The following is a 13,957-nucleotide window of genomic DNA, read 5'->3' as shown; positions in this document are numbered from 1 at the left end:
ATGAAAAAGACTGCCATCATCAAATTTATTGCGAGTAGCCTGTTAATTGCACTGCTGATTGTTTCTGCACAATACTGGCTTTTTCCGCCGACGAACATTGTCACGTTTGATATGAAAAAGACCACTGATCGCTTTTTAGTGCAGGTCAGCAAACTGGACTTGCCGGAGGCGCAAAAAGACCAACTCATTGCGAAATACAACAACACCCTAAAGACCGTTTTAGAAAAAAACGCGAAAGGTAACACGTTGATATTAGTGAGTGGTGCAGTGATGGCAGGTGCAGTGGATAAAACGGCTGATATCCAACAACAAATTGCTGAGGCAATGAAAAACCATGAATAAGTGGCTGCCTTGTATCGGTATTCTGATGAGCTTTAGTGCGGTCACTCTAGCCACTGAAATCGGCACATTTGGCGATGTGTGGGGGATTGCTGAACAAAACCTGCTGACGGTGATTGAAGGGCGGGTGGAAAGTGCTTTTTTAGGCAATGAGGAAAAAATTCATCAGGAATGGCGGGAACGGGTAACAAAAAATGCCGAGCGGCCGGAGCCGGTTCAGGGACTTACCAAAGCGCTAAAAAATACCACACGGACGTTTGACCCCAGCTTTACGGTCACCAAAGATATTCCTGACCACAATGGTACCGTTTTTGCGCGCAAAGGACAGAAAGTGAATCCGTTTGATATCACCCATTTTAATGAAACGCTCTATTTTATCGATGGCGATGACGAAAAACAACTTGCCTGGGTTGCCGCGCAAAAACCCAAAACCGCCATCAATAAAATAATTTTGGTGAACGGGAATATAAAAACAACGGCGGATGCCTTAAATCAGCGTATCTACTTTGACCAGGGTGGCGTTTTAGTTAGCAGGTTTAGCATTGAGCGATTACCCAGCGTAGTCGATGAAATGCCGAATCAACCTTTACTGCGGATAACTGAGGTGGCAGTGAAATGAACAGATTTGAGGAGTTAGATTCTAATCCGCAAAAAACGGGCAATGACCGCATTCATCTTTATCTTCACAGCTCAAACATTGGTGAAGAAATTGGGGAGCAGATAAGCCCCCTGATTGCTTTTGGGGTTCACAATATAAGCATTAAACTCTTGTATGTCGCAGAAATTGAACATTTTGACGTTTTAATTGAATTCAGCCATCAAGTAGCCCGTGAATTTTCGCCTGACGACGAAGTTTATGTTTTTGATGAAACAAAAACGGATACCAACATTGGTGATGAATTATTCAATCGGCTGACGAGCTTAAAAAAAGGCACCGAAATCAGAATACAAAAACAGGAGATTTTATGAAAAGTCGTATCACAGTGGGTTTATTAATGAGCGCATTATTGTTGCCGGCTGCGGTATTAGCCGAAACAACACGCTGTACGCCAAAACATACCGAGGGCGATACGATTATTGCAGTAGATTGTAAAGTGCTGAGCACCGAAGAAATCCAAAAAAGCGCCATTGAAAATCTCAGCACAAATTTTGGTGGTATGCATCCGGTCATTAATACAAAAGGAAGCGTCACGCTTGTTGCGGTTTATGATTATGCGTGTGCCGACTGTAAAAAAATGGCACCGCGGTTGTTAACGCTGGCAAAAAACCACCCCGATATTCGCGTGATATTTCGAAATACGCAAGGTGAATCATCGAATGCCCAATTAGCGGCGCAGGCTGAAAAAAAGGTCTGGATATTGCAGGGAGAGAAGGCCTTTATGCACTATTTTAGCCAGCTATTTAAGGGGAAATCCGTCAAGGATGCGATGTTTGGCGTAGGAATTGCGTTTGCTGGCACGAAAGAGGAGCTTTTGGGATGGGATACCACGAGCGACAAGATAACCAGGCAAACCAAAGACTTCCTGGAAGAGTTAAATATAAAAACCACACCCGCGTTCATTCTCACTGCCACCAAAAATCCAGATGTGAACACCACCACGATGTTAACCGGTGTGGTCGATGAAAAGACGTTATTATCCGCCGTTCAAAAAGCGAAGCGAGGCGAATAATGAAAATGCGCCGCTTGCACTTAATGTTCGCTTTTTTGCTATTTAACCCGATGTTATCGGCGAAAGCGTCATTGTGTGAGGGTCGTTGGGTTAATCCCATTACCGATATCTGCTGGCGTTGTCTGTTTCCAATCAGCCTTGGTGATATCAGTTTAAATAGCAGTAGTCTACCGGATACTCGTAATCCTTCCTCACCGATTCAGCTATGTCCTGCGCCCCCGCCGTTATTTCAGCGCATTGGTCTGGCGATAGGTTTCTGGGAGCCGTTTGCTATGACCGATGTGACGCGCTCACCGATGTGCATGGTCAATATGGGTGGTTTCACCATTCCGATAGGACAAATTGGCATGGGAAAAGGCACCAAAGGCGCGAATGAAAATCCAGGCGGCATGTACCACGTTCACTGGTACAAATATCCGCTGATTAGCTGGCTTAATATCTTAACCACCATCGGCTGCATGCAAGGCGGGGAATATGACATTGGTTATCTTTCTGAACTTGACCCGATGTGGATGGACGACAATCTGGCGCTTTTTACCAATCCAGAGGCAATGCTGTTTGGCAACAGCATCGCGCAGTTAGCCTGTGCTGCTGATGCGATTGCCAGCGAAGCCCGCTTGCCACTCGATGCGCTCTTTTGGTGCGCGGGTTCACACGGCTCGATGTATCCGTTTACGGGGACGATTTATTCAGAAAGCAGTGGCATTAATAGTGCGCTATTACTCACTGAGCGGATGAATTTTAAGTTACATCGCCAAGGCATGATTTGGGACACGATTGGCGAAAACAAGGCGGTGTGTCAGGAATACCCGACCGTCATTATGCCCAAAAGCCGTTATCGTTATCAGATGGTCAATCCCGTGCCGGATGCCAATCAGTGTCATCCCACCGGTCGCAGTGTCATTCGCTGGCAAACCGGTAAAGAAATGCCCAATACCAAAAAGAATTACGGCTATCTGGTGTGGAAAAAACGCAACTGTGTACTGCTTTAGGAGAATAACGATGCGAAAACTCACCTTACTCTCTCTCTTAATCTTGCTGACTTCAACCACCACACAAGCAGAGGAAGGGATGTCGTTAGAAGGGACACAGCAAGAAACCGCCTATTTTTTGTCATCCAGTATTCCAGAAAAAACGCTAGTGCCCTTATTAAAATCGGCGCAAGCAAAAGGGATCCCGGTCTATTTCAACGGTCTGATTGACAACAGTATGGAAAAAACCGCCCGCTACTTACTTAATCTGATACAAAAATATCAGGTAGCGGGCATCCAGGTTGATCCGCTGCGCTTTGACTACTATGGCATTACCCAGGTTCCTGCGATGGTTAAACGCTGTGGCAAGACATTTGATATTGTGTATGGCTCAGTGGCGTTGGAGGAAGGATTAACGCAAATCAGTCGTCATGGAGCGTGTCGTGATGAATAAAATACTGACCGTGCCACTTTTGATGTTTGCGATATCGGCTTTTGCCAACGATATGGATAGTGCCGCGAAAGAAGGTTATGACCTGGCTGAACAAACGCAAAAGCAGACGGAATCTGCGCTAACGAATTTTCAGCCACAAAAGGAATTACCTAATTTTACCCCTAACCCCAATGAGGCAAATTTCTATCAAGATGCATCGAAAATAGGTAATGCTGCCAACCAGTCCCTTAATGACAGTGAATTAGGCAAGCTCGCCCGGGAAACCTATATCAATAATCCAAAGGATAAAATCGACTGGCAATCGGACATGGTAAAAAACAGCCAAACCATTCAGGAAAATGCCGAAGGGATTACCGCAGGCAGTGCCGAGCAGTGCAGTAAAAAAAGCATTAGCCAATCGACATTTAAAGAGCATGTCTGCGAACGGGGAAAAACGATAGTCAGCACCTGTACCAACACAGCCAGCGTTGAGTGGACAAGTGAAACGCAAACCAGAACCGTCACGCGAGAATATCAATTACAAAACCTACCGTATCACAAAGAAGGAAGGCAGATTGTTGCGCTTATCACGCCGGATGTGGATGGCACAATAGAAAAAGTGACTTACACCTATCCAGGTTGTTACCGTTGCTACCACAGTGTGGGCATTTCAGGGATGGGTGATAGTTTTATTTATTGGCTCGGCGGGAAGGCATCTATTAGCGGTGAGCTAAAAATAACTAACCGACAATTCATTAAAGGCAAGCCAATCCCGTTTTCACACAATGATAAAAGCAGCTCTGGTGCCTATCACTTTAATCAGCCCGCCAAATTAACCTTGCGCTTTACCGTGAAAGTCAAAGAGACAATCTGGCACCCAAAAGTCGTTTGGACAGCGAACTGCCCTGTGGATAAAGGCAATGCGGTCAAAACAAAAGCCTGGTGCAGTCAAAAAGGCGAAACCCGTTATGTCGTTAAAGACGGCAAACGTTATCCTGTCACGCTCCCTTGCTGGCAAGGATCCGAGGAGTGGGTCGTCTCTGAACGGGATGATAATACCTGTGGTCGTTGGGAAAAAGACCCGAATTGCAGTGAAGGGACACACCAGTGTTTGCAGAAAATCGGCAATTTATGCGTTAAAGAATCGGTGAAATTCCAGTGTCAACAAACCACCCAGGGGGAAGGCTTTCTCTGTGGCGGCAAATTCTACTGCTCAGACGGCAAATGTGCCGCTATTGCCTCCGGTAAAAACAATGATTTTGGTGAAGCGGTATCACAATTAGCCGCACTCGCGAAAGCCGGTAAAGACATCAGTGGGGACGGCAAAAATATCAGCGCCTTTACCGGTAAACCGATGGCGTGTCGTAAAACCGCGATTGGTTTTAGCAATTGCTGCAAAAGCAGCGGTTGGGGGCATGAGATTGGTCTGGCCAGTTGTGACAGTGAAGAAAAAGCGATTGGTAAAGCCAAAGAAAAAGGATTGGTAGTTGATGTGGGGGAGTTTTGCGCTGAAGACGTGTTAGGGGTGTGTTTGCGTAAAAAGCACAGTTATTGTGTGTTTGACAGTAAGCTCGCGCAAATTGTGCAATCCCAAGGTCGGGGTGGTCAACTAGGAGTAGGATTTGGTAGCGCGAAGCATCCTGATTGTCGCGGACTCACCATTGACGAGTTGCAACGGGTGAAATTTGATACCCTCGATTTCACTGAATTCTATGACGAACTCAATAGCCAGACGAAACTACCGGACAGTCAGAAGCTCACTGAGAAAATCAGCCAGCAGATTAAAAACGAGTTACAGGGGCGCAAATCATGAAACGCCTTTTGTTAAGCAGCGTGCTGTTATCGGCGATGGTGACCGCAAAGCCCGACGATGGTTATCACTACTCCCCTGCCATCGGCTGGCATTGGTATAACGAACCTGCACCGCAACAGGAATCGCCGGAAGCACTGTCATCACCGCAAAAACCGCCTTCAGCGGTGGAAACCATGCAAAAAATCAAAGCGCTGGGCGATGAATTGCGTAATGCCGCGGTGCTTGACCCGAAATCACCGGAGAAACTGGCGCGCTGGATGGCATTCCAAAACTACTGGTCGGATAACGCCAGTCAGTTTTCAGCCACCTGGCAGAAGGTGCTACTACTCAAACCGGAACTGGATTACAACAATCGGCATTCCCATTACAACGCCACGGCAACCTTGTCTTATGCGAACGAGCGCAAAGAACAAGCTAGTGCCATTAAAGCGGTCAATGAACGCTATGGGGTCTTTTTCTTCTATCGTGGCAAGGTACCGTTGGACAATAAATTAGCCCAAGTGGTGCGGGAATTTGCCCAGCAATACCAGATGGCGGTGATGCCAATTAGTGTCGATGGTGTGATAACCCCTGAGTTACCTAACAGCCAGAAAGACCGAGGGCAGGCAGCCAGGATGCAAATTCGCTATTTCCCTGCCCTTTTTTTGGTTGACCCGAGCACGGGTAGTTACCATCCACTGGCTTATGGCTTTATCAGCCAGGATGATTTAGCAAAACGGCTGCTTAATCGCGTGACTGATTTTGCCCCGAGGGATTAATGATGAAAACGATACTCGCATTTTTAGTGCTGTTGATGACATTACCCATTGCTGCAAGCGTGCTCGATGAAATCGCCGCACTCGAAAAACACAAGACAGGGGCAGGGAATAACCCAACGCAACCGCGCACAGTGCCCAAAGCGAAACCACAGACCTTTCGCTTATCAAACGGACAGGCGATTAATATCACCCATTGGCAAATCGTGCATTTCATGAAATCCGATTGTCAGTATTGTCAGCAGTTTAACCCTGTGCTGAATAGCGTCGTGCAGCAACTGGGTATTCCGGTTTTTGTCTACAGTTTTGACGGACTCGGTGATAGCACCTTTACCAACGTATTACCGGTAACCCCTGATGTGATTGGGGAGTTTTTCCCTGAATTACCGCAGGTGACGCCCACCGATTTTATCGTTAATACCCAAACCCTGGTGGCCATTCCGGTTTCGCAAGGCATGCTGAGCGCAGAAATGTTTGTTAACCGACTGGAACAGTCTTTTGGGCTTGCTGAAAAACTGGGAGTCTTGCAATGAAAAAACAATACAAATTAATTGCCATGATGCTGTTTTGTGCCACAACGCATGCCGGTATCAATGAAGATTTAAACAAATTCTTCCAGGAGCTCAATAGCGGCAGTGGCGCAAATGTCACGCAAGCAGCGGCGTGGCAGGGACAGGCAGCCGGTTATCTCACGGGTGGGTCACTGTTTCTGCGTAATCCCGTACGACAAATCCAGCTTATCTCGGTCACCTTACCCGAAGTGAAATCCGGTTGCGGTGGCATCGATGCTTATCTGGGGTCATTTAGTTTTATCAACTCCGACCAGATAAAGGTGATGGCGAAACAAATTTTAAGTAATGCCGCCGGATACGCGTTTGACTTGGCATTGGAAACTGCACTGCCGCAAGTTAAGGCGGTTAAGGATTATTTGCAAAAGCTCGCCTCGGACATTAACAACATGAACATTTCTACCTGTCAGGCGGCGCAAGGGATTGTCGGCGGGCTATGGCCAAAATCACAAGCAGCGAGCCAGCACGTCTGTCAGGATATCGCAGGAAATCATAGCGTTTTTGCCGATTGGGCAGCCTCCCGTCAAGGCTGTGGCGTGGGCAATGAAACTAATAAGGTGTTTAACCATGCCAATGACGAAGAGAAAAAGCGTATACCGCGCAACCGTAATTTAACCTGGAGTGCGTTTGAGAAAATCAATCAGTTTATAAGCTCAGACAGGGAATTAAAGGAGTTGATGATGTCGCTGGTTGGCACCGTGATTTATGGCAATCAGGGAGAGTTATCAATATTACCAGGGCTTGGAGCGAATGACGGTGTGATGAACGAATCAGCCTACGGCTGCAAATCGATAACCAGTAAGTACAGACATAAAAAAACCGCCTGTAATTGATTTTAAGGCTATCAAATAAAAAAACCTATCATTCCCTATTACCCATCGTATATCTCTTCATAAAAAGTGATACAGGACGTTTTATAGCGTGTTTTGTCGGTTAGTTAAATAAGATTTGGTTAAATAATCCTGCAACGTTAAAATTGATTATTTTTTCACCCTAAAACATGACAGTTATTAATCGTTAAATGGCTAATTTCGTTTCTTTTTTCCGTGAGTTAACTTCCCGATGAGAGCTGATTTTCAACCCAAACCGTTAAAATTGCTTTTTGAGCGGAATAATGCATGGGCGGCGATCATGGAAACTACCCAACTGAGAGATATTGAAATCGAGGTGGTAACAAAAATGTTAGCCTGTGGCACAACGATGATGGGGTTCCGTCAATACTGTTGTGAAAATGAAGATTGTGCTCATCAGAAGTTAGTTTGTTTTACCTGCAAGGGACGAGGTTGTCCATCCTGTGGAACAAAAGCCACGGATACTTGGATAGACACAAATATAATGCGTTTACCGGATGTCGAATGGCAACATGGTACGTTTACGATGCCGGATAGTCTTTGGCTTCTCTTTGAATTGAATCGATGGTTACTAGGGAAACTGTTCCCGTTTGCTGCGGACAATTTACTTTATGCAGCAAAAAAACGGGGATTAACAATGGGTATTTTTGGTGCGCTACATACCTATGGGAGAAAACTAAACTGGAACACGCATATTCATCTCTCATGGACAATGGGCGGCATCAATCAAAATGAAAAATGGAAGTCGATGCAATTTGACCTCGCTAAAGTCAGAAAACGTTGGATGTGGAATATTCGACAATATCTTCTTTCTGTCTGGGGAAAATTTACCTACCTGAAAGTTTACAGCACATAAGAGATTATGATGAGTGGAAGCGGTTTATTCTGAATGCAGGGAAAAATGCTGAAGGTAAAGATTATTGGCATGTTTATTTTGCCGACCCGACATCCAATGCCCAAAAAACAGCAAAGTATATTGGGCGTTACCTGAAGAAACCGCCAGTCTCTGGCGCAAGGCTAGCGCATTATGATGGAGGAAGTCGCATTACGTTGCGGTTTTTCGACCATAATACCGGTCATTATAAAAATTTAGATTTAACCCAGAAAGAATTAATTTTACGGCTTATCAAACAGATCCCCGAGAAACATTTTCGGATGATCCGTTATTTTGGTTTTTGGCAAATCGAGTGGTGGGAAAATTACTCGATATTGTTAGAAAAGCAGTGGGACAATCGGCATTCAAAAGAAAACGTTCGATGACTTTTACCCTGCTAAGCCAGCGGTTTTTAGGAGTCGATCCGTTTAGTTGCATTCTTTGTGGTGGCAGGATGAAATTTTCTCGTTTTATCGAAGGATTGAGGATAGCTCAATTAGTCGATCATGCTTTAGAGATTGCTCGAATGCGTTACGTCCCCTTTTTGGGGTAAGGGGAGATCTACTTAAAATCCACTCAATTGTACAAAGTTAACTCATATTGTTCATAAAAACATCATTACCGCTTATTGACAAATCTTTCTCTCGCCTCAAAAAGAAAAAAATCACGTTTGATACCCGTTATGCTGCTTAATAATTAATGTTAATTTTTCGTTAAATTATTTTTGAAATTCTTATACATTTATTTTGAACACCATTCTAAAGGGTGGTTCAACGGAAGTGTATCGTTGTGATAATGTCACCCAGTGCCTGAAACCGACCAAAAGCAAAATCACCGTACCGACCAACAAGAGTATGATAGCACAAATCCAAAAGTTATTATCAAGCCTGTTTAAAAAATCCACTACTGATGCGGCGTTAACCGATAAGGAAACGGCCTTGATTGGCAGTACCCGCGTCCAAATCCTGCGCTACGTGATTGACAGTGCCTCGTTAAGCCTCGATGAATCGATTGTCACGTCGCTGGCTGAGTACATCGCCAGCGACATGGTGGTGAGCTATATCGACGGTCTGATTGATTTGGTAGAGGTGGCAGGAGCCGGCAGCCTCAATACCGAAGAAGAAAACAGACAGTTTCAAAACAGCCTTAAAACCGTGCGCGAAAAAATGGCGCAGCGCTTAACCAAAATGCGCATTAATCAAAGTCATCTGCTGGAGCTTGAGCGCAATTTGCACTATTTGCGCCAGCAACTTTCATCAGGGTTGTCTGCCCGATTGATGAGCAACTATCAGTTTGGAGGGTAAATGGTATTAGATACCTGGTTTATCAGTGGCGGCGATATGGTAACCCAAACCTTAAATGCGGTGGCAGCCATGGCCAATCACCGCACTTGGGGTGGGCTGCTTTATTTGGCAGAAACCTTGGGTATTTTAACGTGTGTCATGACGTATGTGAAAACCCATGACCTAAAAGGGCTTTTTGCCTGGGGCTTTACCTTCGTTTGTGTGACAGCATTATTGCTCACACCCAAAGTCACCGTGGTGGTCAACGACCTGACCAGACCCGATAAAATCAATCGGGTGGATAATGTGCCGGTAGGATTGGCCACGCCACTTTGGTTACTGACCGGTATCGGGCATTCCGTTGCGACCTTTTATGATGATTTTTTCCATCTGCCAGAGAGCGTCGCCTATAGCAAAACGGGCTTGATGTTTGGCCAGAAACTGATGCAGGAATCATTAACCTTTCACAGTCACAGCCCTGAGATTAATGCCAATTTCAGTGAATACGTGAAAAACTGTGTCATCCCTGATATCCAGCTAAACCACAAATACAGTTTAAGCCAGCTACTCAACACCCGCGATATTTATAGTCTGATTTTCTCAAAACCGAGTCCCTTAAGAGGCATTTATTATCAGGGGTGGGAGGCTGAGAACACCGAAGGGGCACGCAGTCAGTTTATGACCTGTCAGCAAGCCACGGTAAAACTTAAAGCGCTGCTTAATCTCGATACCACAGGCACCGGCAGCACGCTGATGTTTTATGCACGTAAACTCTTTCCAGGCCGCCACGATGCCTCGGTGGTGTTACCGCATATGCTCGAAGGCAGCTACAACTACTTTATGAAAGCAAGCCAAAGTGCGGCGGATATTTTAAAACAGAACATCATGATAGCGGGCTTGAGAAAAGGCTTTAACGCCTACGCAGCCGCCATGAATGACCCAGCAGGGTTAAATCTCATGACCACCGAGCAATCGCTGGCCAAAATGCGCTTATCCCATCAGGCCAGTTATCATCTGGCCAGTGAAATGCTGCCGCAACTCAATACCGTGTTGATGTTGCTCTGCATTTCCCTGTTTCCGATTATGGCTTTAGCGCTTTTTGTGAGAGAAATAACGTACAAAGTGATAATTAATTACCTTAACATTATGGGCAGCCTCATGTTATGGCCTGTAATGTTTGCTATCTTTAATCATGTTTACAACTTCATGATGGCAACCACGCTAAATGGCGAAAATGTGACGTTTTCTAATCTGGACAGACTCACCCAGACCGGCAGCACCACGGCAGGGATTGCCGGCTGGATGATGATGTCTATTCCGTTTTTAAGTTTCAAACTCTTCACCTCCCTCGGCCAACAGATTGCCAGTGCCGGCTCCTATCTGGGTAATGCTCTGGCAGGGGCGACGACCGCAGATGCGTCAGCGGTGGCAAGTGGCAATTACAATATGGCCAATATGCAGGTGGAGAACATCAACGGCTTTAAAACGGATTTAAACTGGAGTTTCAAAGCGGGACTCTCCAGCCAGCAAATCGATAACGGGGCGATGATTAGCACCACACAAAGTGGCCAGCATATTGTCGATACCACGCAAGCCATCTCGAAACTGCCGTTTAGTCTGGACACCAGTTCGATGCTTGACACCAGTTTTAGCAAAGCCTTAAGCAGTCAACACCAGGAAAGTGAAAGTTACCATCAGGGCTTAAAAAGTGCCATATCGGACACCTACAATATCTCAACGGCGCTCAGTAACCAGTTTAGTAAGCAGGGATCGCAAGACAGTAAATTATCCAGTGAACAGCGCCAGGCGATTGAAGATGTTCAACGACAATCCCAATATGCAAAAGAAGCTATGTCTTCAAATAACAGTACATCCAGAGAGGATAGAACTTCAACCGATAGTACCGATGTTGCCGGTTTTGGATTTGGGGCAAAAGGAAGCCTGAGTGTTAGCAAGGGATCATCAAACGCAAAAGCCAGCGCGGAATTAGATGCTAACGCAAGGTACAATCATGAATGGCGAGACACTAATACAGACTCTGCGTCAAAAAGCAATAAAACCAGCGAAGATATGCAAGTGGCAAAAGATTTCGCATCGAGTCAGTCAGCAACCGTTATTAAGAATATGACGGACGATGAAATTAGTCGCATCTCTAATTCGGAAACCCGTTCTTTAGTCAGAGATCTAAGAGCCTCACTGCAAAATACCAGTGAAAACTTTGCCGGATTTACGGCCAGTAAAACTAAAGAACAGCGCATATCAGAACAAGCCAATTTAACCGAAACCGAACGTTTAAGTGCTTCGCACCGCCTGGAGCAGGAGTTTACCCAGTTTGCGTATTCGCGTTTAGGTGAAGCGGAAGCAGGTCGTGTATTAGCGGATGCGGGAACACCTGCGGTCAGGGCGCAACGTGAAGCGCTGGTCAGCGAGTTTAGCGATCGGATAGCCGACGATATCCGCCATAATCACTTTGCCAGTCAAACGGTAGTGGCCAGTCATTATCAGGGTATGCAGGTATCTCACGATGCCAGCCAATATAATCCAGCCGGCTTTAATCAAAATGCGGCACAATTGGAAACGCAAGCCGATAAAGGTCAAATCCGGCAACACCAGACTATTGTTAACCCCGAAACCGGTGAAAGCAATAAAGTCAGTCTACTTGAATCCGCAGAAGCCAATACCGGTGAATACGCAAAAGCAATACGGGCAGAAAAAACCGATTTTGGGCATAACGTGGCACCCACGCAGGATAAAATAACCGCCAATGAGAAGGCGATAAATAAGGAAAAATCCGCTAATCTTAAAAGGTACGAGGATAAAGGAGGAAAATCAGAATGAGATTTATTGCATTTATCATCACAATAGTCATCCTCGAAACACTATTTTTGTTCTACTTTAAGCAAGCCTCCTCGATGATCGCCATGAGCGTCATTAACCTGAGCGCTTTATTTTGTTTTTTTTCAAAAAATTGGCGTGAAAGTGAAAAAGTATTCAAATACCCACTGTTAGTTGGTTTTTTTATCGGAAATATTTTAATTCTCTCAAGAGAATTTTTAGAGATATCCGCAAAAAATGATGGATATGTGTTTTCCGAAGTTATCTATGGGGGGATAATACTATCCGCAATTATTTCATTATTTATTGCTGGCGCCATTCTTTTTTCTTACGCCCCTCAAGATTGGCAACGGAATAGATATTCAGATCATTCATCACATAACTTTTCTCCTTTCAATAGTGAACACGCAAATAGCAATCTTTTTGATGAAGAGATCTCTGATAGATTAGATACTAATCCAGCCACAGGGCTATCAATGAGTGGATGTGGTTCAGATTGTGCGGGAAATATGTACGGTTCCGGCAGTTATGATATAGGCGGATCTTTATCTTCCTATTCTTTTGATAGTTCATATGATGATTCATCACTTAATTCATCTAGTCACTATGACAATGATTTCAGCACGACAAGCGGGTTTGATCATGATGACTATAGCCGTCGTGACAGTTAATCCTTAGATAACCTTTTTTTATCAGAATGTTACTTGAACAGCATCTTGTTCAAGTAATCTCTTATACCTTTAACAAGGAGTTAATTAAAAATGGCACACCCTTTTAAGCGTTTATTGCTGGTTAGTTTAATATCGACATCTGTGGCTATAACAGGCTGTAGTGCAGTCAGCACGGCAGTGAAAAAACGCAATCTCGAAGTAAAAACCCAAATGAGTGAAACCATCTGGTTAGATCCGGCTTCTCAGAAAACCGTTTACCTGCAAATTAAAAACACCTCCGATAAAGATATGTCAGATTTGGCGAGCTTAATTAGAAGAGCGGTGGAAGCAAAAGGCTATACGGTGGTGAATAATCCCAATGCCGCCTATTACTGGATACAGGCCAATGTGTTAAAGGCCGATAAGATGGATTTAAGAGATGCCCAGCGCTTTTTATCGCAAGGTTATGAAGGGGCTGCCCTTGGCGCAGCGGTGGGCGCAAGTGCGATGGCTTATAACGTCGATTCCACCGGCGGCGCATTAGGTGTGGGATTAGCCGCAGGGCTGGTTGGCGCGGCGGTCGATGCGATGGTGGAAGATGTAAATTACACCATGATCACCGATTTGCAGATTAGCGCATTAAGCAGCGGCACGAAAGTGACGGTCAATGATGTGGCAAGTCTACAGCAAGGCACCTCAGGCGCTAAACTTCAAACCAGCACCGAAACCACCAACCGTCATAAATACCAAACGCGGATTGTGTCCAATGCCAACAAGGTCAACCTGAAATTTGAAGAAGCAAAACCGGAGCTGGAAAACCAGTTAGCGAAAAGTATTGCCAATATTCTTTAATTTCTTTCCCGTCTTAAAAAGCCCAATAATTAAAACTTTCTTGATAGAAAATTGGGCTTCCT

15 protein-coding genes and 1 pseudogene are annotated in these 13,957 nt (G+C 45.1%); 15 read left to right on the top strand and 1 reads right to left on the bottom strand.

All coding sequences use genetic code 11. The features are described 5' to 3' along the window. The 7 genes from WH390_RS14875 to traN are packed head-to-tail and all read left to right on the top strand — an operon-like array spanning position 1 to position 5,226. Positions 1-342 carry a TrbI F-type domain-containing protein gene (locus WH390_RS14875; RefSeq protein ID WP_395971513.1) on the top strand — a complete coding sequence of 114 codons (342 nt, stop codon included), beginning with the start codon at positions 1-3 and terminating at the stop codon, positions 340-342. Beyond that, positions 335-958 (top strand): type-F conjugative transfer system protein TraW, encoded by a 624-nt coding sequence (gene traW, locus WH390_RS14870; RefSeq protein ID WP_395971511.1) that lies wholly within the window; start codon positions 335-337, stop codon positions 956-958. Before WH390_RS14875 ends, traW begins: the two co-directional genes overlap by 8 nt. Continuing rightward, positions 955-1,308 carry a hypothetical protein gene (locus tag WH390_RS14865; protein ID WP_395971509.1) on the top strand — a complete coding sequence of 118 codons (354 nt, stop codon included), beginning with the start codon at positions 955-957 and terminating at the stop codon, positions 1,306-1,308. The genes traW and WH390_RS14865 overlap by 4 nt, the downstream gene beginning before the upstream one ends. Continuing rightward, complete coding sequence (locus WH390_RS14860; protein WP_395971507.1) at positions 1,305-2,009, top strand: hypothetical protein; 705 nt, start codon at positions 1,305-1,307, stop codon at positions 2,007-2,009. The genes WH390_RS14865 and WH390_RS14860 overlap by 4 nt, the downstream gene beginning before the upstream one ends. A 5-nt stretch (positions 2,010-2,014) precedes the next feature. Further along, positions 2,015-3,001, top strand: coding sequence for a conjugal transfer pilus assembly protein TraU (gene traU / locus WH390_RS14855; RefSeq protein WP_395971591.1), 987 nt, complete (start codon positions 2,015-2,017; stop codon positions 2,999-3,001). 10 nt (positions 3,002-3,011) lie between these two features. Next, the gene (gene trbC / locus WH390_RS14850) at positions 3,012-3,434 is read left to right on the top strand and encodes a type-F conjugative transfer system pilin assembly protein TrbC (protein ID WP_395971505.1); all 423 of its coding nucleotides are present in this window, start codon (positions 3,012-3,014) and stop codon (positions 3,432-3,434) included. Then, the gene (gene traN / locus WH390_RS14845) at positions 3,427-5,226 is read left to right on the top strand and encodes a type-F conjugative transfer system mating-pair stabilization protein TraN (protein WP_395971503.1); all 1,800 of its coding nucleotides are present in this window, start codon (positions 3,427-3,429) and stop codon (positions 5,224-5,226) included. The genes trbC and traN overlap by 8 nt, the downstream gene beginning before the upstream one ends. Here traN and WH390_RS14840 read toward each other — a convergent pair. Next, complete coding sequence (locus WH390_RS14840) at positions 5,221-5,370, bottom strand: hypothetical protein (protein ID WP_406850765.1); 150 nt, start codon at positions 5,368-5,370, stop codon at positions 5,221-5,223. The two genes, traN and WH390_RS14840, sit on opposite strands and share 6 nt — an antisense overlap. Here WH390_RS14840 and traF point away from each other — a divergent pair. From traF to traT, 8 genes and pseudogenes are all read left to right on the top strand, one after another. After that, entirely contained in the window at positions 5,307-5,984 is a 678-nt protein-coding gene (traF, locus tag WH390_RS14835) for a type-F conjugative transfer system pilin assembly protein TraF (protein ID WP_406850762.1), read from the top strand. The two genes, WH390_RS14840 and traF, sit on opposite strands and share 64 nt — an antisense overlap. Positions 5,985-5,986: 2 nt before the next feature. Then, positions 5,987-6,514 (top strand): type-F conjugative transfer system pilin assembly thiol-disulfide isomerase TrbB, encoded by a 528-nt coding sequence (trbB, locus tag WH390_RS14830; RefSeq protein WP_395971499.1) that lies wholly within the window; start codon positions 5,987-5,989, stop codon positions 6,512-6,514. Then, on the top strand, positions 6,511-7,383 hold the full coding sequence (locus WH390_RS14825) for a conjugal transfer protein TraH (protein WP_395971497.1): 873 nt from the start codon (positions 6,511-6,513) through the stop codon (positions 7,381-7,383). The genes trbB and WH390_RS14825 overlap by 4 nt, the downstream gene beginning before the upstream one ends. Before the next feature lie 229 nt (positions 7,384-7,612). After that, positions 7,613-8,828: pseudogene (locus WH390_RS14820) on the top strand (IS91 family transposase). Positions 8,829-9,054: 226 nt separating this feature from the next. Continuing rightward, on the top strand, positions 9,055-9,579 hold the full coding sequence (locus tag WH390_RS14815) for a conjugal transfer protein TraH (RefSeq protein ID WP_406850753.1): 525 nt from the start codon (positions 9,055-9,057) through the stop codon (positions 9,577-9,579). Then, entirely contained in the window at positions 9,580-12,396 is a 2,817-nt protein-coding gene (traG, locus tag WH390_RS14810) for a conjugal transfer mating-pair stabilization protein TraG (protein WP_395971493.1), read from the top strand. Further along, a complete protein-coding gene (locus WH390_RS14805; protein ID WP_395971491.1) occupies positions 12,393-13,064 on the top strand; it encodes a hypothetical protein in 672 nt (223 codons plus the stop codon). The genes traG and WH390_RS14805 overlap by 4 nt, the downstream gene beginning before the upstream one ends. Positions 13,065-13,154: 90 nt before the next feature. Beyond that, entirely contained in the window at positions 13,155-13,895 is a 741-nt protein-coding gene (gene traT, locus WH390_RS14800) for a complement resistance protein TraT (protein WP_395971489.1), read from the top strand. The last annotated feature ends 62 nt before the right edge of the window (positions 13,896-13,957 follow it).

Origin of the sequence: Candidatus Arsenophonus nilaparvatae (genome assembly GCF_045346035.1) — a bacterium.
Taxonomy (GTDB): domain Bacteria; phylum Pseudomonadota; class Gammaproteobacteria; order Enterobacterales; family Enterobacteriaceae; genus Arsenophonus; species Arsenophonus nilaparvatae.
Note: the sequence above shows the minus strand (reverse complement) of the source record. Positions and strands in the feature narration are given on the sequence as shown.

Coding starts and splice junctions, on each gene's coding strand:
- WH390_RS14875 (WP_395971513.1), top strand. CDS start 1: ATGAAAAAGACTGCCATCATCAAATTTATTGCGAGTAGCCTGTTAATT.
- traW (WP_395971511.1), top strand. CDS start 335: ATGAATAAGTGGCTGCCTTGTATCGGTATTCTGATGAGCTTTAGTGCG.
- WH390_RS14865 (WP_395971509.1), top strand. CDS start 955: ATGAACAGATTTGAGGAGTTAGATTCTAATCCGCAAAAAACGGGCAAT.
- WH390_RS14860 (WP_395971507.1), top strand. CDS start 1,305: ATGAAAAGTCGTATCACAGTGGGTTTATTAATGAGCGCATTATTGTTG.
- traU (WP_395971591.1), top strand. CDS start 2,015: ATGCGCCGCTTGCACTTAATGTTCGCTTTTTTGCTATTTAACCCGATG.
- trbC (WP_395971505.1), top strand. CDS start 3,012: ATGCGAAAACTCACCTTACTCTCTCTCTTAATCTTGCTGACTTCAACC.
- traN (WP_395971503.1), top strand. CDS start 3,427: ATGAATAAAATACTGACCGTGCCACTTTTGATGTTTGCGATATCGGCT.
- trbB (WP_395971499.1), top strand. CDS start 5,987: ATGAAAACGATACTCGCATTTTTAGTGCTGTTGATGACATTACCCATT.
- WH390_RS14825 (WP_395971497.1), top strand. CDS start 6,511: ATGAAAAAACAATACAAATTAATTGCCATGATGCTGTTTTGTGCCACA.
- traG (WP_395971493.1), top strand. CDS start 9,580: ATGGTATTAGATACCTGGTTTATCAGTGGCGGCGATATGGTAACCCAA.
- WH390_RS14805 (WP_395971491.1), top strand. CDS start 12,393: ATGAGATTTATTGCATTTATCATCACAATAGTCATCCTCGAAACACTA.
- traT (WP_395971489.1), top strand. CDS start 13,155: ATGGCACACCCTTTTAAGCGTTTATTGCTGGTTAGTTTAATATCGACA.